Origin of the sequence: Marinactinospora thermotolerans DSM 45154, assembly GCF_900167435.1 — a bacterium.
In the GTDB taxonomy this organism is placed as follows: domain Bacteria; phylum Actinomycetota; class Actinomycetes; order Streptosporangiales; family Streptosporangiaceae; genus Marinactinospora; species Marinactinospora thermotolerans.
In genome coordinates this window covers 116,917-135,539 of sequence record NZ_FUWS01000010.1, presented here as the reverse complement: position 1 = coordinate 135,539, position 18,623 = coordinate 116,917, and the positions used below count along the sequence as shown (strand labels likewise).

14 protein-coding genes are annotated in these 18,623 nt (G+C 71.8%); 6 read left to right on the top strand and 8 right to left on the bottom strand.

Annotated elements, in window-relative coordinates:
* Positions 1 to 20 precede the first annotated feature (20 nt).
* The 7 genes from B5D66_RS18045 to B5D66_RS18010 form a co-directional block, all read right to left on the bottom strand.
* Positions 21 to 455, bottom strand: a complete 435-nt coding sequence (locus B5D66_RS18045) for a DUF1707 SHOCT-like domain-containing protein (RefSeq protein WP_235001080.1) — start codon at positions 453 to 455, stop codon at positions 21 to 23.
* A gap of 98 nt (positions 456 to 553) precedes the next feature.
* Positions 554 to 1,372 (bottom strand): inositol monophosphatase family protein, encoded by an 819-nt coding sequence (locus B5D66_RS18040; RefSeq protein WP_078762941.1) that lies wholly within the window; start codon positions 1,370 to 1,372, stop codon positions 554 to 556.
* Positions 1,369 to 2,409 (bottom strand): ATP-grasp domain-containing protein, encoded by a 1,041-nt coding sequence (locus B5D66_RS18035; RefSeq protein WP_235001079.1) that lies wholly within the window; start codon positions 2,407 to 2,409, stop codon positions 1,369 to 1,371. The genes B5D66_RS18040 and B5D66_RS18035 overlap by 4 nt, the downstream gene beginning before the upstream one ends.
* 189 nt (positions 2,410 to 2,598) lie before the next feature.
* On the bottom strand, positions 2,599 to 3,228 hold the full coding sequence (locus B5D66_RS18030) for an HAD family hydrolase (protein ID WP_078762940.1): 630 nt from the start codon (positions 3,226 to 3,228) through the stop codon (positions 2,599 to 2,601).
* 106 nt (positions 3,229 to 3,334) lie between these two features.
* Complete coding sequence (locus B5D66_RS18025; protein WP_078762939.1) at positions 3,335 to 3,871, bottom strand: YbhB/YbcL family Raf kinase inhibitor-like protein; 537 nt, start codon at positions 3,869 to 3,871, stop codon at positions 3,335 to 3,337.
* A 52-nt stretch (positions 3,872 to 3,923) separates the two neighbouring features.
* Entirely contained in the window at positions 3,924 to 4,850 is a 927-nt protein-coding gene (locus tag B5D66_RS18020) for an oxygenase MpaB family protein (protein WP_078762938.1), read from the bottom strand.
* Between the two features lie 736 nt (positions 4,851 to 5,586).
* Positions 5,587 to 6,801, bottom strand: a complete 1,215-nt coding sequence (locus tag B5D66_RS18010) for an MFS transporter (RefSeq protein WP_078762936.1) — start codon at positions 6,799 to 6,801, stop codon at positions 5,587 to 5,589.
* Between the two features lie 191 nt (positions 6,802 to 6,992).
* Between B5D66_RS18010 and B5D66_RS18005 the strand changes: the two genes are divergently transcribed.
* The 5 genes from B5D66_RS18005 to B5D66_RS17985 all read left to right on the top strand — a co-directional run bounded on the left by B5D66_RS18005 (position 6,993) and on the right by B5D66_RS17985 (position 15,766).
* Entirely contained in the window at positions 6,993 to 10,736 is a 3,744-nt protein-coding gene (locus tag B5D66_RS18005) for a nitrate reductase subunit alpha (RefSeq protein ID WP_078762935.1), read from the top strand.
* A gap of 146 nt (positions 10,737 to 10,882) precedes the next feature.
* Positions 10,883 to 12,604 carry a nitrate reductase subunit beta gene (gene narH / locus B5D66_RS18000; RefSeq protein ID WP_235001078.1) on the top strand — a complete coding sequence of 574 codons (1,722 nt, stop codon included), beginning with the start codon at positions 10,883 to 10,885 and terminating at the stop codon, positions 12,602 to 12,604.
* Positions 12,605 to 12,647: 43 nt separating this feature from the next.
* The gene (gene narJ / locus B5D66_RS17995) at positions 12,648 to 13,319 is read left to right on the top strand and encodes a nitrate reductase molybdenum cofactor assembly chaperone (RefSeq protein WP_078762934.1); all 672 of its coding nucleotides are present in this window, start codon (positions 12,648 to 12,650) and stop codon (positions 13,317 to 13,319) included.
* Positions 13,316 to 14,056 carry a respiratory nitrate reductase subunit gamma gene (narI, locus tag B5D66_RS17990; RefSeq protein ID WP_078762933.1) on the top strand — a complete coding sequence of 247 codons (741 nt, stop codon included), beginning with the start codon at positions 13,316 to 13,318 and terminating at the stop codon, positions 14,054 to 14,056. The genes narJ and narI overlap by 4 nt, the downstream gene beginning before the upstream one ends.
* 261 nt (positions 14,057 to 14,317) lie before the next feature.
* On the top strand, positions 14,318 to 15,766 hold the full coding sequence (locus B5D66_RS17985; RefSeq protein WP_078762932.1) for a phytoene desaturase family protein: 1,449 nt from the start codon (positions 14,318 to 14,320) through the stop codon (positions 15,764 to 15,766).
* A 52-nt stretch (positions 15,767 to 15,818) separates the two neighbouring features.
* Here B5D66_RS17985 and B5D66_RS17980 read toward each other — a convergent pair whose 3' ends face one another.
* Positions 15,819 to 17,756, bottom strand: coding sequence for a serine hydrolase domain-containing protein (locus B5D66_RS17980; RefSeq protein ID WP_144390196.1), 1,938 nt, complete (start codon positions 17,754 to 17,756; stop codon positions 15,819 to 15,821).
* 77 nt (positions 17,757 to 17,833) lie between these two features.
* Between B5D66_RS17980 and B5D66_RS17975 the strand changes: the two genes are divergently transcribed.
* A complete protein-coding gene (locus B5D66_RS17975; protein ID WP_078762930.1) occupies positions 17,834 to 18,535 on the top strand; it encodes a TetR/AcrR family transcriptional regulator in 702 nt (233 codons plus the stop codon).
* Positions 18,536 to 18,623: the final 88 nt, after the last annotated feature.

Below are 18,623 nucleotides of genomic sequence, written 5' to 3'. Positions count from 1 at the left end.
GCGGCGGAGGGAGGAACGGGCTAATCGGGCCACACCGCCGCGGCGATCAGGATCGCGGCCCAGATCCCCAGGGGGACCAGGGGCCAAAACGGCAGCATCACGCCGCCGATGAGGCTGGTCACGCCCCAGATGCCGGTCATGATGATCGCCCCGCCCAACCACCAGCGCCACTCGTCGACCCAATCCCTCCAGGGAGACGAGGAGCAGGACGGACGGCTCGAACCCGGCACGGCCGCGGGCGGGTTCGAGACGGCGGGGCGTGGTTCGGGCAGGTCGGCGACCAGCTTGCTGAGATCTCCCATGACCACCGCGCGCATGGCGAGATCGAGGCGGCGGTTGTACTCCGCCAGGTCCAGCCGACCCTCGGTGTAGGCGGTTCCCAGACGCGCGGCGACGAGGTCGCGATCCTCGTCCGAAGCGCGCATGAGCCGTTCCGGGAGACGCTCCTCCTCCATCGCCCACCCCCTCCCTGGCACGTGAAGCCGATGGGGAGATTTCACGATACGCCGTGGCGACGCGGGTGAAAACCTCCAACGGTTGACCTGCGAGTTCCTCAGTCGTCGGTCGCCCGCTGACACCAGTCCGCCACGGTGTCCGCGGTGACGGGATCGGCCGCCGCGATCAACCCGGTGTGTTCGAACCCGTCACGGTAGCCGAACGGAGTGCCGTCCAGCCGGAGCAGCGCGCCCCCGGTCTCCCGCAACAGCAGTTCCGGGGCGGCCACGTCCCAATCGCGCACGGGGACGTCCTTGACGAACAGGTGCGCCGACCCCTCGGCGATCTTGCACAGCTTCAGCGAGATGCTGCCGCACTCAAGGTAACCGCGGTACCCGAAGCGGTCACGCACCCTGCGTGCGATGCCCTGTGGTTCGGCGGTGTTGTCGGTCAGGACGCCGACCCCCGGAGGCGCCGAGCGGCAGGGCGGCAGGGGACGCCCGTTGGCGTGGGCGCCCAACCCGCGCACCGCCGTGTACATCACGTCCACCTCGGGCGCGTAGACCGCGGCCAGGACCGGATCGGTCCCGGCCAGCAGGGCGGCCTGCGTGACATACCCCGGAAAACCGTGCGCGTAGCTCGCCGTCCCATCGATCGGATCGATCAGCCAGTAGCGCTCCGGACGGGAGGCGAGCAGCGAATCCGGGTCCTCCTCGCTGAGGACGGGCAGACCCGGGGTGAGCGCGCGCAACCGGCGGGCCAGGGCGTCATGGGCCAGCGCGTCGGCCCGCGCCTTGAACTGCCGCCCCTCCCAGGAACCGTCGGTGTTGCGCGGATCGGTGCGCCACTCCCGCAGCAGGACCCCCACCTCCAGCATGAGGCGGGCCAGTTCGTCCACGAGCACCGGGGCCGGCTGCTCCAGCGGACCGACGCTCATCGCTCTGCCTGCATGATCGGGCCGATGTAGTCGGGGGAGATCCGCGCGGGCTCGAAGCCGTGCGAACCGAACGTCGCCGTGTCCACGAACTCGTCGGCCCAGCGCCGCACCATCACCAGCCCCTCACGCCAGGTGTCCGACAGGGCGGAGGCATCGCCCAGGGCCTGACGCAACAGCCCGCCGATCTCGTCGACCCCGGAGGCGATGGTCAGCGGAGCGGTCGAGGAGAAACGCGGGTTGATCTCGAAGATCCGCGGCAGGCCCGAGGAGTCGAGCGCGAGCTGGACGTTGAACGGGCCGTCCGCCCGCAGGACCCGCTGTACCTCGCGGCAGACCTCGGACACGCGCTCGTCGCGCCGGGTGACGGCGAACTTGGTGACGCCGCGCTTGAGGATCACCTCCTTGGAGACCACGGCCTGGACGCGCCCGTCGCGCCACACCACCACCGAGACCGTGTACTCCGGTCCGGTGATGCGCTCCTGGATGATGAGGTCGCCCGCGGAGTAGGGGCCGTCGTTGATGAGCCGGCGCACCTCGGCGGCGGATCCGCACACGGCGACACCACGGCTGCCGCGCCCCGAACGGGGTTTGACCACGACGGGAAACTCCAGGTCGTCGGTCCACTCGGTGGCCGTGCGCGTCGCGGGTATCGGGATGCCGGCGGCCTCCAGCCGTTCCATCAGCACCAGCTTGTCCAGGCAGGTGGAGATGAAGTCCCGTCGTGGGGCGAGGACCGCGACGCCCTCGTCCTCCAGCTCGGTGACGGTGATCAGCTCCTCGTCCACGAGCGGGATGAGGGCGGCGGCGTTCTCCTTGAGGCAGATGCCGCGGATCTCGGGAAGGTAGTCGTCGGTGTCTCCCGGTGGGACGAGGTAACCCCGATCCGACAGGTACAGACCCGGTGCCGAGGGATCGATATCGGTGGCGACGACCCGATAGCCCTGGCGCCGCAGGTGCAGGATGGTTCCGGACGTGGGAGCCGAACCCGCGGTCGTGACGACGATGGTCGGCTGTTCGGAGCGCTCTTCAACGGACACCGGGGAACCTTTCCGATCGGTACGGGCGGTGAGCGGTGACCGGCTCGGATCCGCGCCGAAGAGCAGATCCGCCAGAGCCGATGATCTCCCTTCCCCGAGGGTAAGCCCCTGCTCAGCGCACTCCGAGGGGCTGGCCGGTTCCGGTTTCCAAGACAACCGGTCGGCCCGCTCGCGCGTGCGCCCCTCGGCTCAGAAGGTTCCGATTCGATCGATGAGGAAGGACTCCAGGTCGGTGATGCCGCCGAAGTGGTGTGCGTCGATGCCGATTCGCTTGGCCGCTAGCACGTTCTCCTCGCGGTCGTCGATGAACGCGACCTCCGCGGGATCGGCGTCGAGGTCGGCGAGGACGCGATGGTAGACCTCCGGATCCGGCTTGCACATGCCGAGATCGCAGCTGAAGAACAGGGCGTCGAAACGTTCCAGCAGGGGGGAGGCGCGCAGCGCACCGGCGATGTCGGAGGGGGCGTTGGACAACAGCGCGAGCCGGACCCCGCGGTCGGCGAGCCGGTGGATCAGCGCCACACTGGGCGGGAAGGCGTACAGCCAGCCACCGACGTCGGTCGCCCACAGCTCCTGGCGGCGCGCCGCGTCCCAGTCGGCGCCGATCCGGGCGGCGACCCGGTCCCAGTACTCCGCGGAGGACAGGCCGGCGTCATAGGGCCGCCGTTCGGCCCAGTAGGCCGCCCAGAAGTCCTCGGCCGTGGCGCCACTGAGGCGCTCCAACGCGGACCGGACCTCGGGCGGGGGCGGAACGGAAATGACCTCGCCGTAGTCGAACAGCACCGTGGTGATGGAGCCGTCTTCGGCCGGGACGCCCATATGATCTCCTGCCTCGTCCAAGGGTGGGGCGGGACCAGCTTAGGGCGCCGTGTCCGGACGGCAGGGGGAGGGACCCGTCGGGACGGGAACCCTCCCCGCGACGGCCTCAGGACTGTTCGTAGACCGGGGTCACGATCGCCCGGCCGAGGGTGTGGAAGAAGAGGTTGAAGCCGAGATAGGCGGGCGTGGCGGTCTCGTCGATGCCCAGCGACTCGACGTCGAGCGCGTGCACCGCGAAGAAGTACCGGTGCGGGCCGTGGCCGGCCGGCGGCGCGGCACCGATGTAGCGCCTGCTCCCGGCGTCGTTGCGCAGCGTGATCGCGCTCTCGGGCAGACCGGCGCGGTCCTCGCCGCCGGCGCCCGCGGGCAGCTCCGTGACCCCCACGGGGATGTCGCAGACCGCCCAGTGCCAAAAACCGCTGCCCGTCGGCGCGTCGGGGTCGAAGCAGGTGACGGCGAAGCTCTTGGTGCCCTCGGGGAAACCGCTCCACGTCAGATGGGGGGAGACGTCCTCGCCTCCGGCCCCCATGATCCCGCTGACCTGGGCCTTGGGCAGGGTCGTTCCGTCGGAGACGTCCGTGCTGGTCACGGTGAACGACGGAACCTCAGGTAGGAAGTCGTACGGGGATGGCGCCTTGGCCACGAAATACCTCCCGATCGGGTGAGTGCGTCCGCTGCTCGGTCCTACCCCACGATTATCGTGTGACGCCCCTGTCGCGTGGGACCCGGGCGGTGCGGCCGCGACGAGGACGGGACGCGGCGCCCAACGCGCGAGGGGAACGGAGACGTCGCCCGGTGACGGCCGGCGGGCGACGCCGACCGCTGGGGCGGACGTAGAGACGGTTGCGCGCGATCTGACGGCGCATGTCCCACAGGCACAGGTCCTTGGGGAGGTGACGGAGCGCGCGTGGCAGCCGGGGGTAGACCACACGGGTCACATAGACGAGCCGGTCGAACCGCCGTTGCTGGGTCGCCCCCCACTCCAGGCCGAGGGCGTCGCGGATCCGGGGTGGCAGCAGGCCCGCGGCGAGGAAGCGCTGTGCCCGCGCGGCGGCGCGGAGCAGCGGGTTCGGCGGGTTGAACAGGGAACGGGTGATGTGCCGCGCGGCGTCGGTGACCTCGACCGTGTCGACCGTGTGCCGCCAGTACTCGGTGAAGGCGTCGAGGTCCTTGGGCCAGTGCTCGGCCGGACAGCCCAGCGCCGTCGCGAAGATCGACGCCTGCGCGCAGGCGACCTCCTTCTCCGCGGCGGAGAGGGGACCCACGAGTAGTTCGTACATCCGCAGCGAGCCCTCATAGAGGGTGGCGGCCACCCACACCTGGAGGTCGGGGTCGAGGGCCCGGTAGCCGTCGCCGTTGACCCGGACGTGCCGGGCGCGGACGATCCGGGAGACGCGTTCGGCCTCGTCGGCCGTTCCGAAGACCGTGCCGTAGACGAAGGTGAGCGTTCCCCGGAGCCGGTCCAGGGGGCGTTCGGCGAAGTCGCTGTGCTCGTGTACGCCCCGCCCGACGGACGGGTGCGCCACCTGGAGCAGGATCGCGTATCCCGCCGCGCCCAGGACGGCGGCCTCGCGGTTGATCTGGAGGAGAGGGGAGTCGTCGGGGAAGAGTCCTGCGCCCATGTGACAAGGGTAAAGGGGAGTTGGGGAAACCATTGACGGGTTTCGACCTCCTTGTTAAGGAGGACTGATCCGGTGGTGGCGGACGCGCGCCTGTTCCCCGGTCGGGCGATCGCCCGTGGGAGACGGCGAAGTGGCGTGGCCGCGAGCCGAACCGACGCGGATGGGCGTGGCCGCGAGCGTCCCCGCCACGGGGCCCGCGAGACGTTCGCCACGCAGAACGGCCGCCTCCCCCACACCGGCCGCGGCCCCTCGTCGACCCTCTTCCGCAGGGCGGCAGAGGGCGGGCCCCGGCCACCGGGGCCGGCACGCCGGCCTCGTCCGAAGAGGCGGGGGTCTCGCCCACGCTCCGACGCGGTTGTGGCGGGCCGTCCCCGGATCGCTCCTCCCAGCGGCGGCCATCGTCCGGCGCGGCATCGGCGAGGAGGCCGGGGCCTCCTGGAGGACCGCGGCCGCCTCCCCGTCCACGTCGACATGCACACCGCCGTCCACGGAGCCGCCCGCGCCGGGGCAGGTCGTGGAGAGCGCGTCCCGTGGCCGGCGAAGGCCGGACGGTGGGATCGGGAGGACGGCCCCCACCTGGCTGGGGCGCTCACGGAGGAGGCAGGAGGCCGTTGCCCAGCGCGCCCGTCACCTCGGTGACGCCATCGGCCGAATCCGCGCGCGGTCCGGAGACCACGGAGCCCTCTCGGGGGTGCCGAGAGGGCTCCGATCCTGGGACGTCGCCTGAGGCGAGGGGTCAGGTGTTCCCCACCTCGACACGGCGGAAGGTCCGGGCGGTGTAGACGGCGGTGGCGAGGGCGACGGCGGCCAAGAGGGCGAAACCGATGGTGTAGGCACCGGTGGCCTGGTAGACGACGCCCATGACCAGGGGCGGGAAGTAACCGCCGAGGCCGCCGGCGGCGCCGACGAGGCCGGTGACGGTGCCGACCTGGGTGGAGGGGACCAGGCGGGGCAGCAGCGCGAAGATGCCACCGGTGCCCAGCCCCAGGACGAAGGCGGTGAGGACGAAGGCGATGCCGGCGGGCAGCTCGGCCGGTGGGTGCAGGGCCAAGACGATGGCGAGCAGGGCGGTGCCGACGAAGGAGACGAGGCAGACGCGGACGGGGCCGATGCGGTCGGCGAGGACGCCGCCGAGCGGCCGGGCGGCGACGGCGGCGATGGAGAAACCGGCGGTGCGCAGGCCGGCGTCGGTCTGGGCGAAGTGGTAGGCGGTCTGCAGGAGGGTGGGCAGGTAGGTGGAGAAGGCGACGAAGCCGCCGAAGGCGAGGGCGTAGAGGGCGGAGGTCTGCCAGGTGGCGGGGAGACGGAGGGCGTCCTTGAGACGGGGGGTGAGGGGAGCGGTGTTGGGGGTCCAGGTGGGAGCGTCGCGGGCGAAGAGATAGGTGGCCAGGGCGGTGAGGGCGAGCAGGGCGGCGATGAGCAGGTGGGTGGCGGTGGTGCCGAGCGTGTTGGCGAGATGGGGGGTGAGGAAGGCGGAGACGGCGGTGCCGCCCATCCCGGCGCCGAAGACCCCGGTGGCGTAACCGCGGCGGTGGGGCGGGTGCCAGGCGTTGACGAAGGGGATGCCGATGGCGAAGGTCGTGCCGGCGATGCCGAGGAGAAGTCCCCAGGTGAGCAGCAGGGGATAGGAGGTGATGGGCAGGGCGAGGAGGAGGACGGGAACGATGCTGACGAGGGTGGTGGCGGTGAACATCACGCGTCCGCCGTAGCGGTCGGTGAGAGCCCCGACGGGGATGCGGCCGAGGGAGCCGACCAGGACGGGGATGGCGATGAGGAGGGAGGTCTGGGTGGGGGAGAGGTCCAGACGCCGGGTGTAGGTGCCGGCGAGGGGGCCGATGAGGTTCCAGGCCCAGAAGGTGATGGCGAAAGCCAGCGTCGCCACCGCCAGATTGCCCCCGGCAGAACCCCGCCGATAGACGGGGTTCTTCGTTTCCCGTGACTTCCTCGGCATCGGTAACCCCCTAAGTAATCGGTCGAGGCTTACTCTAGACCTGTATTCGCGAGGGAAGTGATCACCCCCCAAATGCGAGTCTCCGTGTTCGGGGAGTAGTTTGTGAGCGAGACCGGTCGTCTTCTTCTTTGAGAACTGCTTGCGGCCTGTTTACCGTTGCCTTCCGTCTGCCGAGAAACGGGGAAAGCCTTATGCGTGGAACCGGTAAAGAACCAGGACAGAGCGGTGATCCTGCGGATCTTCTGCTCAAGGCCGGGGTTTATCTGACAAGGTCGAAGTCATCAAGGGACCTTCGGGTCGTTTTTAAGGACGGAGGTCGCGAGGGTGACGTTTTCTATCGTGATCGATGGAGCCATGACAAGGTCGTGCGGTCGACGCATGGGGTGAATTGCACGGGGTCGTGTTCGTGGAATGTATATGTGAAGGACGGGATTATCACGTGGGAGACGCAGGCCACGGATTATCCGTCGGTGGGGCCGGACCGCCCGGAGTATGAGCCGCGGGGGTGCCCGCGGGGGGCGGCGTTCTCCTGGTACACGTACTCGCCGACGCGGGTGCGCTATCCGTATGCGCGCGGGGTGCTGGTGGAGATGTTCCGGGAGGCGCGGGCGCGGTCGGGGGACCCGGTGGCGGCGTGGGCGGAGATCACGGCCGATCCGGTACGGCGCCGGCGCTACCAGGGGGCGCGGGGCAAGGGGGGACTGGTCCGGGTCTCCTGGGAGGAGGCCGTGGAGATGGTGGCGGCGGCCCATGTGCACACGATCCGGGAGTTCGGTCCGGACCGGGTGGCGGGGTTCTCACCGATTCCGGCGATGTCGCAGGTGTCGCAGGGGGTGGGGGCGCGGTTCGTGAACCTGCTGGGCGGGTCGATGTTGTCGTTCTATGACTGGTACGCGGATCTGCCGGTGGCGTCGCCGCAGGTGTTCGGGGACCAGACGGACGTGCCGGAGTCGGGCGACTGGTGGGACGCGGCCTATCTGGTGGTGTGGGGGTCCAACGTGCCGGTGACGCGCACGCCGGATGCGCACTGGATGGCCGAGGCGCGGTATCGGGGGCAGAAGGTCGTGGTGGTGTCGCCGGATTACAGCGACGCGTCGAAGTTCGCCGACGAGTGGCTGGCGCCACATCCGGGGACCGACGGGGCGCTGGCGATGGCGATGGGGCACGTGGTGCTGCGGGAGCGGTTCGTGGAGAAGCGGACCCCGGCATTCGAGTCGTATGTGAAGAAGTACACCGACCTGCCGTTCCTGGTGGCCCTGGACGAGCAGGACGGGAGGTGGGTGCCCGGACGGTTCGTGACGGCGGCGGATGTGGAAGGGGTGGCCGGGGCGCCGCCCGGGGACCCGGACGGGACGTGGAAGCCGGTGTTCGTGGACGAGGCGTCGGGGGAGGTGGTGGCGCCGAACGGGACGTTGGGACACCGGTGGGGGGAGGCCGGGCGGGGGCGGTGGAATCTGGACCTGCAGGGACGGGACCCACTGCTGAGCTTCCATGGCCGGGAGGGGGCCGAGGCGGTGGAGGTGCTCCTCCCCCGATTCGACCTCGACGAGGCCGACGAGACCACGGGCGCGTCGACACCGCCGGGAGCCGGGCGGGTCATCGCCCGGGGCGTCCCGATCCGCCGGATCGGCGGAAAAGCGGTGACCACGGTGTTCGATCTGCTGCTGGCCCAGTACGGGGTGGGGCGCGCGGGGCTGCCGGGGGAGTGGCCACGGGACTACGACGACGCCTCGCTGCCCTACACGCCGGCGTGGCAGGAGGAGATCACCTCGGTTCCGGCGGCCACGGCGGTGCGGATCGCGCGGGAGTTCGCCGACACGGCCGAGCGGTCGGGCGGGCGGGCGATGATCATCCTGGGCGCCGGGGTGAACCAGTGGTTCCACGGCGACACGATGTATCGGGCGTTCCTCACGTTGCTGCTGCTGACCGGCTGTCAGGGGGTGAACGGAGGAGGGTGGGCGCACTACGTGGGCCAGGAGAAGTGCCGCACCCACACCGGCTGGGCCACCTATGCCGCGGCCTCCGACTGGACCCGGCCGCCGCGCTTCATGCCGGGCACGGCCTACTGGTACATGCACACCGACCAGTGGCGTTACGACGCCTATGACGCCGACGCCCTGACCGCGCCGACCGGGCCGGGCAGGCTCGCGGGCAGGCACACCGCCGATCTGGTGGCGGCCTCGGCGCGGATGGGCTGGATGCCCTCCTACCCCACCTTCGACCGCAACCCCATCGAGCTCGGGAAGGAGGCCAAGGCCGCGGGACGCGATCCCGCCGAGTACGTGGTGGACCAGCTCGGTTCCGGGAAACTGCGGTTCGCGGCGGAGGACCCGGACGCGCCGGAGAACTGGCCGCGGGTGTTGACGGTGTGGCGGGCGAACCTGCTGGGATCCTCGGCCAAGGGCAACGAGTACTTCCTGCGGCACCTGCTGGGCGCGGATTCGGCGGTGCAGGGGGCCGAGGCGGGACCGGGGTCACGGCCCTCGGAAGTGGTGTGGCGGGACGAGGCGCCCCAGGGCAAGTTGGACCTGCTGGTCTCGTTGGACTTCCGGATGACCAGCACGACGCTGTTGTCCGACGTCGTGCTGCCGGCGGCGACCTGGTACGAGAAGTACGACCTGTCGACCACGGACATGCACCCGTTCGTGCACGCGTTCGCCCCGGCGATCGACCCGCCCTGGCAGGCGCGCACCGACTTCGACGCCTTCCACGCGATCGCCAAGCGGTTCAGCGAGCTGGCGGAGCGGCATCTGGGCGTGGTGACCGATGTGGTGGCGGTGCCGCCCCAGCACGACACCCCGGGCGAGCTGGCCCAACCCGGCGGAACCGCCCCCGACTGGAAACGGGACGGGCAGATCCCCGTTCCCGGCCGGACCATGCCCGACCTGATCCCGGTCGAGCGCGACTACCCGGCCGTCGCGGAGAAGATGGCGGCCGTCGGCCCATTGGCCGAGACCAAGGGGCTCCCGGTGAAGGGGGTGTCGTTCACCCCCGACAAGGAGATCGCCTGGCTGGGGCAGCGCAACGGCGTCGTCAGCGGTGGTGTCGCCGATGGGCGCCCGCTGCTGGACACCGACGTCAAGGTGTGCGAAATGATCCTGGCGTTGTCGGGGACGAGCAACGGCCGGCTGGCGTCGCAGGGGTTCGAGCGGCTGGCCGAGCGCACCGGGACCGACCTGTCGGAGTTGATCGAGGGCGGACGGGAGCGGAGGGTGGTGTTCGCCGACACCCGGACCCGGCCCACGCCGGTGGGGGCCAGTCCGGAGTGGTCGGGCAAGGAGGCGGTGGATCGGCGATACGCGCCGTTCACCATCAACGTCGAGCACGACAAGCCGTGGCACACCCTGACCGGACGCCAGCACTTCTACCTGGACCACGAGTGGATGCGCGAGTTCGGTGAGGTGCTGCCGGTGTACCGGCCGCCGTTGGACGCCCACCGGCTGTTCGGGGAGCCGGAGCTGGGGCCGCGGGGGCAGCGCGAGGTGACGGTGCGCTACCTGACCCCGCATTCGAAGTGGTCGATCCATTCGGAGTACCAGGACAACCTGTTGATGCTGACGTTGTCACGGGGCGGGCCGACGATCTGGATGAGCCCGGCCGACGCCGAGGTGATCGGGGCCCGTGACAACGACTGGGTCGAGGCGGTCAACCGCAACGGGGTGGTCGCGGCCCGTCTCGTGGTCTCCCACCGCATGCCCGCCGGAACCGTCTACATGTACCACGCCCAGGAACGGCTGGTCGCGGTGCCGAAGACCGAGACGACCGGCCGGCGCGGCGGCATCCACAACTCCCTCACCCGCCTCCTCGTCAAACCGACCCATCTCATCGGCGGCTACGCCCAGTTCGCCTACGGGTTCAACTACATCGGCCCCACCGGCAACCAGCGCGACGAAGTGACGGTCGTGCGTAAGCGGGTCGCCGAGGTGAGGTACTGACGCCGGTCCGGAGCAGACCAGAGCGGCGGTCGGAAAGAGGACACGGGGCGCGACGGTGACACGCGGTCGGTGTGTCGCCGATCCACGGCACGGCCGTGTGGCGGGATGCCGGCCGACCACGAACGAGCTGACGAGGTGAGGAGACGATGGAGATTCGCGATGGCGCGGGGCGGCCGATCGGGCGGGTGATGGCCCAGGTCGCGATGGTGATGAATCTGGACAAGTGCATCGGGTGCCACACGTGTTCGGTGACGTGCAAGCAGGCGTGGACCAACCGCAGTGGTGTGGAGTACGTGTGGTTCAACAACGTGGAGACCCGGCCCGGGCAGGGCTATCCGCGCCAGTACGAGGACCAGGAGCGGTGGCGGGGCGGGTGGCGGCGCACGGGATCGGGCCGACTGGTGCCCAGAGCGGGGGGCCGGTTGCACAAGCTGGCCACGATCTTCGCCAATCCGTTGATGCCGTCGATTCAGGACTACTACGAGCCGTGGACCTACGACTACGAGAACCTGATCGTGGCACCGTTGGGCGATGACATGCCGGTGGCCCGGCCGCGGTCGTTGATCAGCGGCGAGCCGATGAACATCGAGTGGAGCGCCAACTGGGACGACAACCTCGGCGGTGGGCCGGAGGTGGCGGGCGGGGACCCGTTGGCGCGGCGGTTGGGGGAGAAGGTGCGGTTCTCCTTCGAGGAGTCCTTCATGTTCTACCTGCCGCGGATCTGTGAGCACTGCCTGAATCCGTCGTGTGTGGCCTCGTGTCCCAGTGGGGCGCTGTACAAGCGCAGCGAGGACGGCATCGTCCTAGTCGATCAGGACCGGTGCCGAGGGTGGCGGATGTGCGTGACGGGCTGTCCGTACAAGAAGGTGTACTTCAACCACAAGACCGGCAAGGCCGAGAAGTGCACGTTGTGTTATCCGCGGGTGGAGGTGGGGCTGCCCACGGTCTGCTCGGAGACGTGCGTGGGCCGGCTGCGGTATTTGGGCGTGGTGCTCTATGACGCCGAGCGGGTCGGACAGGCCGCGGCGGTGGCCGACGAGCGGGATCTGTACCCGGCGCAGCTGGACGTGATGTTGGACCCAGAGGACGAGGGGGTGCGCGCGGCGGCGCGGCGGGACGGGATCGCGGAGCGGTGGGTGGAGTCGGCGCGGCGCTCACCGGTGTACACGTTGGCGGCGCGGTACCGGGTGGCGCTGCCGTTGCACCCGGAGTATCGGACGTTGCCGATGGTGTGGTACGTGCCGCCGTTGTCACCGGTGGTGGACGCGCTGGTGGAGACCGGCCACGACGGGGAGGCGGCCGGAAACCTGTTCGGGGCGATCGAGGCGTTGCGGATCCCGGTGGAGTACCTGGCCGAGCTGTTCACGGCGGGGGACGTGGAGCCGGTGGTGGGCGCGTTGCGGCGGTTGGCGGCGATGCGGTCGCACATGCGGCGGGTGAACCTCGGGGAGCCGGTGGACGAGGGGATCGCGGAGGCGGTGGGGATGCGGACCGCCGAGATCGAGGCGATGTACCGGCTGTTGGCGGTGGCCAAGTACGACGAGCGGTATGTGATTCCGACGGCCTACGGGGTGGACGAGGCGGATCGCGGGGTGATCGAGGAGGTCGGGTGCAGCCTGGACTTCGAGGGAGGCCCAGGAACGGGGGGAATGGGCGGCGCGGCGCCGTGGGGAGAAGCGTCGGGGCGTGCGCGTCCGGCGACGGTGGAGAACTTCCACGCGCTGCGTGTCCGCCAATCCGGTGAGAAACCGTCGGGATCGGCGAAACGGGTGAACCTGCTGAACTGGGACGGCAGGGGCCGCCCCGAAGGACTCTTCCCCAAGAAACGCAAGGACGGCGCCGAAGCGGCCGAGGAGGGGACGGAATGAGAAGGGTGAGGGCCGCGCCAAGAGGGCCGAGAAGGAACGGGCCATCGGGACGGCGCGGGACACGGCGGTCCTGCGCCAGGCGGCGTCGCTGCTGCTGGCCTACCCCGACGCCGACTTCCGCGAGCGGCTGCCGCTGGTCGAACAGGGACTGCGGGCGCTGCCCGGGAGCCAGGCGCGCGATGCGCTGCTCGGCCTGTGCCGTCACACCGCCACGGAGTCCCCGCTGGATCTGGGGATGCACTACGTCGAGGCGTTCGACATGCGCGGGAAACGGACCCCGCACATGACCTTCTACCTCGACGGCGACACCCGCCGGCGGGGGCACACGCTCGCGGCGATCAAGGAGATCTACACCGGATGCGGCTGGGAGCTCTCCCCGCGTGAGCTGCCCGACCACCTCGCCGTGATCCTGGAGTTCGCCGCCCGCGGCGACGCCGAATGGGGCGAGACCCTGTTGCACTACTTCCGGCCCGGACTGGACCTGCTGGGCGCCGCCCTGCACGAGTACGCCACCCCCTACGCGGCCGTCCTCGACGCGGTCCGCGCCACCCTGCCGCCACCCGGCCCCGAGCAGGAGGAGGCCGTTCGCAGGCTGGCCCGCCTCGGCCCGCCCGCCGAGGCGGTCGGTCTCGACGGCTACGGCGGGCCCGTCGACCTCGGCATGCCGGGCGTCGGGTCCCCGGTGAACAGCGGAATCCTCGGGGGTGCGCGATGACCTGGCTGGACTACGCCCTGTGGGGAGTGCTGCCCTACCTGGTGCTCCTCGTCCTGGTCGGCGGGACCGTGTGGCGTTACCGCTACGACCGGTTCGGTTGGACCACGCGCTCCTCGCAGCTGTACGAGTCGCGGCTGCTGCGGATCGCCAGCCCGATGTTCCACTTCGGCCTGCTCGTCGTGATCGTCGGCCACGTGATCGGCCTGCTCATCCCCAAGAGCTGGACCGAGGCGGTCGGCATCCCCGAGTCCGCCTACCACCTCACGGCGCTGTCGCTGGGCATCGTCGCCGGGGTGTGCACCCTGGGCGGCATCGCGCTGCTGATCTGGCGGCGCCGCACCACCGGACCGGTGTTCAGCGCCACCACCGTCAACGACAAGATCATGTACCTGGTGCTGACCATGGCCATCGTCGCGGGGCTGGCCACCACCCTGCTGTCGGCCGGGGCCGATCTGACCGGCGGCCACGGCCACGACTACCGCGAGACCGTGTCGGTGTGGTTCCGCAGCATCTGGATCCTGCAACCCGACGTGGCGGCCATGGCGGCGTCGACCTTCGCCTTCAAACTCCACGTGGTGATCGGCCTGGCCCTGTTCACGCTCCTCCCGTTCACCCGGCTGGTGCACGCCTTCACCGCGCCGGTGGGCTACCTCTTCCGGCCCTACGTCGTCTACCGGGCCAGGGACCCGCGTTCCACCACCCGGACCTCCCGTCCGATCCGCCGGGGCTGGGGGTGAGGAAGGCTCCCGGGCCCCTGACGGGATGAACCCGATGACGGCCCTCACCGGCGCGAGTGGGCTCGGGCCGGTGAGGGGCGGTCGGACACCGGGCGCGCCGGGGCCCTCCCCTCCGCGGGCGGGGGCGTCCATACTCTGAGGGGAGCGATACGAGGCGCGCCGGTCCGCGGAGGCGACCCCGTGGAGCCGTCCGGCCCCTCGCCTCGGTGCCCACCCGCGTCGGCGCCGGGCCGGGGCTCACACCCGGCGGGAGGGGGCGAGATGGGAGACATCGACGCGGTGGTCGTGGGGACCGGTCCCAACGGTCTCGCCGCGGCGGTGACGCTCGCCCGGGCCGGACTCAAGGTCGAGCTGTACGAACGGCACGACGTGATCGGCGGGGGACTGCGCACCGTCCCGCTCTTCGACTCCGACGTCGTGCACGACGTGTGCGCCGCGGTCCACCCGATGGCCGCGGCCTCACGCTTCTTCCGGGAGTTCGACCTGGTCGCGCGCGGGGTGGACCTGCTCCGGCCGGCCGTCTCCTACGCCCACCCCCTGCCCCACGGGCGCGCGGCGCTCGCGGCGGCCGACCTGGACGCCACCTGCGCCGGGCTGGGCGAGGACGCCCGGCGCTGGCGCCGTCTCATGGCGCCGCTCGTCGCGCGCAGCGGGGCCGTGGTCGACCTCCTCCTCTCGGACCTGAGGCGCCTGCCCGCCGACCCGGTCGCCGCCCTCTCCTTCGCCCGCCGCGTCCTCCAACACGGTCGGGGAACCGGCCCCTTCGTCACGGACGGCGCCAGGGCCCTCCTCGCCGGGGTCGCGGGGCACGTGGTCGGTGCCCTGCCGTCGCTGCCGGGCGCCGCCGTCGCCCTCCTCCTGGGGCACCTGGCGCACACCGATGCCGGATGGCCCCTGCCCCGGGGAGGGAGCGGAGTCATCGCCGAGGCGCTCGCCGCCGACATCACCGCGCACGGCGGTGTCCTGCGCACCGGCCACGAGATCAGGGACCTCGGCGACCTGCCGCCGGCGCGCTCGGTGCTCCTCGACGTCGCCCCGCGGGGGTTCCTGCGCCTCGCGGGCGACCGGCTCCCTCCCCGCTACCGCAGGGCACTGCGCCGCTTCCGCTACGCCCCGGGTGTGGCCAAGGCGGACTTCCTCGTCAGCGAGCCCATCCCCTGGACGGCCCGGGAGGTCGCCGGGGCGGGCACCGTGCACCTGGGCGGCACGCAGGAGCAGGTCTTCCGCGTCGAGACGGCGACCGCGCGCGGCCGGCGGACCGACGAGCCGTTCGTTCTCCTCGTCGATCCCGCGGTCACCGACCCGAGCCGGGCCTCGGGGGGCAGACGCCCGGTGTGGGCCTACGCCCACGTGCCCAACGGGGACACCCGGGATCCGGTCGACATGATCCGCCGGCGGATCGAGACCTACGCCCCCGGGTTCAGCGACACGATCATCGCCTCACGAGGGGTCTCCGCCGCGGAGATGGAGGCGTACAACCCCAACTACGTCGGCGGGGACATCGCGTCCGGGGCGATGACCCTGCGCCAGGCCCTCATACGGCCCACGCCGAGGATCGATCCCTACCGGACGCCGTTGCCGGGGGTGTACCTCTGTTCGGCCTCGGTCCCTCCCGGCCCCGGCGTGCACGCAATGTCGGGATACCTCGCCGCGCTGTCGGCGCTCCGCAACGACCACGGCGTGACCGTCCCCCCGTCCCTGTCCCCCTGACCGCCTCGCCGGGGCCGCCGCCGCGCCTTGGACGGCCACGATGGGACGCGGGTCAGGAGGGAAGCGCCCAGGTGAGCAGTGTGAGCTGGGCGATGGCCCCGGCCAGGAACGCGGCCACGGCCGCGACGCGCCGAGGCGCCCCGGCCCCGCGCCAGCGGACGACGACCGTCACCGCCCAGCCGACGCCGACGGCGAGGCCGGCCGCCGTCGCGAGCCGCAGGACCCATACCGCCGCTCCGCCGGCCGGCACCCACGCGCCGCCGGTGACGAGGGGGGACAGCGCCATCATGGGCGCGGCGACCGCCACACCCACCGCGAGGAGGACCCAGGCCAGGCCCAGGCGGCGGGACGCGCGGGCCGCCGTGCCACGGCGTCCGCGCGCCCGCGCGCGCACGACGGCGCACACGGCGGCGACGGAGAGCACGAGCACACCGGCCAGGGCGGTCACGGTGAACCCCCGACGGGCCCACCACGGTGCCGGGGCCAGCGTCTGTTCGAGCATCTTGCGGTCGCCGCGGAGCAGGAACACCGCGCCGTCGGCCGAACGGACGCCCGCGATGCAGCCGTGGGGGTCGCACCAGCGACCGGGCGCCGCGGGGGCGAACCGCCGTTCCCCGAGGAGCAGATCCTCCCCGTCCCGGGTGACGGTCACCTGACCCGTCAGGCTGCGCAGCGCGAGTTCGGGCCCGCGGCCCGCGAAGAGACGCTCGTGGAAGGTGCCGACCGGGACCGCGGGGGCGAGGTCACCGGCCCAGGGCGGCACCACCGTGGGGCGTCCCGCCTGCGGCTCCGGGGCCGCCGCGACCCGGCCGGTGGCCACCGCCCACCTGGCGACGGCGTCCACGACGGCGGGGGCGAAGGGCATGGCGTCCGCGGTGTCGGAGGTGACGGCCGCGAAGACGCCGAGTCCGGCCTCGGGCAGCAGGGCGAGCCAGGCGACGCCGTTCCCACCGGCGTGCTCGAGTACGCGGACCCCCTCCCGCCACGTCTCGAAGAAGACCTGGGTGTGGCCGTCACCACCGTGCGCCGGGCGGACGGCGGTGGTCGTGGCCTCGGCGACGACCTCGGGGGAGAGCCGCCCGTTGTCGGCGAGGAGGGCGTGCAGCAATGCGGCGGCGTCGCGGGTGGACCAGGTCAGTGACGCGGAGGGGGCCTCGTGCACGGCCGGCCAGGGCGAGGCGGTCCAACCGGTGTCGTCGGGCGCGGTCAGCACGACGTCGCCGTCGGCCGGTTCCGTCGCGCCGAATCCGGCGTCTCGGGCGCCCACCGGCTCCAGCACGTGTTCCCTCGCGGCCTGGTCGAAGGGCCGGCCCGTGGCCTGCTCGATGGCGGCGCCGATCAGGGTGTAGCCCTGGAGGGGGGAGTAGTGGAGCCCGACGTCGGCGGGGTGGCGCAGGGTCGGGGGATGCTCGTCCAGCCACGATCGCAGGGAGCGCGCGACCTGGTTCGCGTCGTCGGGCGGATCGGGGTGGAGGAGCAGGGGCTCCTCCAGGCCGGAGTGGTGGGTGAGCAGGTGTCTCCCGGTCACCGGGGTGCGCGCGGCCGGGGCGCGGCGGTCGCGAAGCGTGACCCCTGCGAGGGAGCCGATCTCGGCGTCGAGGTCGAGGGAACCTTGATGGTGCAGGGACAACGCGGTCAGCGCGGTCACGACCTTGGACACGGACGCGACCGGTGTGCGCGAGTCGACCGTCAGCGGGACGCCGCGCATGGGATCGGCCTGGCCCCGCGCGTCGAGCACCAGCGGGCCGTCCGCGTCGACGACGGCGATCATCGCCCCGGGGGTGGTGTGTCCCACGTGTCCGCGCGCCAGGTCGTCGATCAGTTCCTCCAGGGCGGCGCGGTCCTCCGGTCCCGTCGTCGCCGGCGGGTGCGCGTGGCCTCCCCCTTGCGCGGTGGCGGCGTTCGCGTCGCCGGCCGCTCCACCGAGCACGCTTCCGCAGACGAGCGCGACGCACAGGACGCCGAGCGCCACGTCACGTGTTCGAGGCACGGCTCCCCCTGCTATGTAATACGGGCGTGTTGGAAAGAAGCTAACACAGCTGTACTACTAAACGGTATGGAGGACTCATGCCGCACAGGGTCGACCACGACGCCCGAAGGAGCCGGCTCGTCGAGGCGGCGATGCGCGTCGTCGCAACGGACGGCTTCGCCGCGGTCTCCGTGCGCCGGGTCGCGGCCGAGGCCGGCCACTCTCCCGGCTCGCTCAGATACTTCTTCCCCACCCAGGAGTCGCTCATCGAAGCCGCGCTCGCCCACGTCACCGAACTCGCGGCCGAGCGACTGGTCGGGCGGATCGTCGCGTTCGAGAACGCCGACGCCGGCCGCGTGGTCGACGCGGCGTGCGCGCTGATCGAGGAGCTGCTCCCCCTCGACGAGACGCGCCGCGCCGAGTGGCGCATCTACGGAGCGCTCAGCGAGCCCTCTGTCGCGACGAGCGCACTCGCCCGTTGGCGGAAGGCGGGCTGGGCCGGCACGCGCCACCAGTGCCGGCGCGTCGTGCGCGGCCTCACCGGGGGCGGCGTCAACGGCGCCGCCGCGCGCGTAGCCGACCCGCCGCCGGACGCCGAGGCGATCCTGGCCGCAGCCGAGCGACTCGCGGCGTCGCCGGACGACACCGTCGAGCAGCGCGCCGCCGGACTGCACGCCCTCATCGACGGGCTCGGAGCGCAACTCGTCCAGTTCCCCGACATGGTCACGGAGCGGGCCGCGCGGGCGACGGTGCGCCGGGCCGTCACCGACCTCGCCCGGGTCCTCTCCCCGGACCTCTAGGGGGTGTGCCGTCCACCGGCGTGCTCGCCCCGCGGACCGGTCCCGCGACGCTCCCGGCGTCGCCGTCCTCGTGAGGGGAACCGGCGGA

Bases quoted from the DNA above. Each gene is read 5' to 3' on its own strand.
- B5D66_RS18040 (WP_078762941.1), bottom strand. From the start codon at position 1,372: ATGAGCGTCGGTCCGCTGGAGCAGCCGGCCCCGGTGCTCGTGGACGAA.
- B5D66_RS18020 (WP_078762938.1), bottom strand. From the start codon at position 4,850: ATGGGCGCAGGACTCTTCCCCGACGACTCCCCTCTCCTCCAGATCAAC.
- B5D66_RS18045 (WP_235001080.1), bottom strand. From the start codon at position 455: ATGGAGGAGGAGCGTCTCCCGGAACGGCTCATGCGCGCTTCGGACGAG.
- B5D66_RS17975 (WP_078762930.1), top strand. From the start codon at position 17,834: ATGCCGCACAGGGTCGACCACGACGCCCGAAGGAGCCGGCTCGTCGAG.
- B5D66_RS18010 (WP_078762936.1), bottom strand. From the start codon at position 6,801: ATGCCGAGGAAGTCACGGGAAACGAAGAACCCCGTCTATCGGCGGGGT.
- B5D66_RS18030 (WP_078762940.1), bottom strand. From the start codon at position 3,228: ATGGGCGTCCCGGCCGAAGACGGCTCCATCACCACGGTGCTGTTCGAC.
- B5D66_RS18005 (WP_078762935.1), top strand. From the start codon at position 6,993: ATGCGTGGAACCGGTAAAGAACCAGGACAGAGCGGTGATCCTGCGGAT.
- narI (WP_078762933.1), top strand. From the start codon at position 13,316: ATGACCTGGCTGGACTACGCCCTGTGGGGAGTGCTGCCCTACCTGGTG.
- B5D66_RS17985 (WP_078762932.1), top strand. From the start codon at position 14,318: ATGGGAGACATCGACGCGGTGGTCGTGGGGACCGGTCCCAACGGTCTC.
- narH (WP_235001078.1), top strand. From the start codon at position 10,883: ATGGAGATTCGCGATGGCGCGGGGCGGCCGATCGGGCGGGTGATGGCC.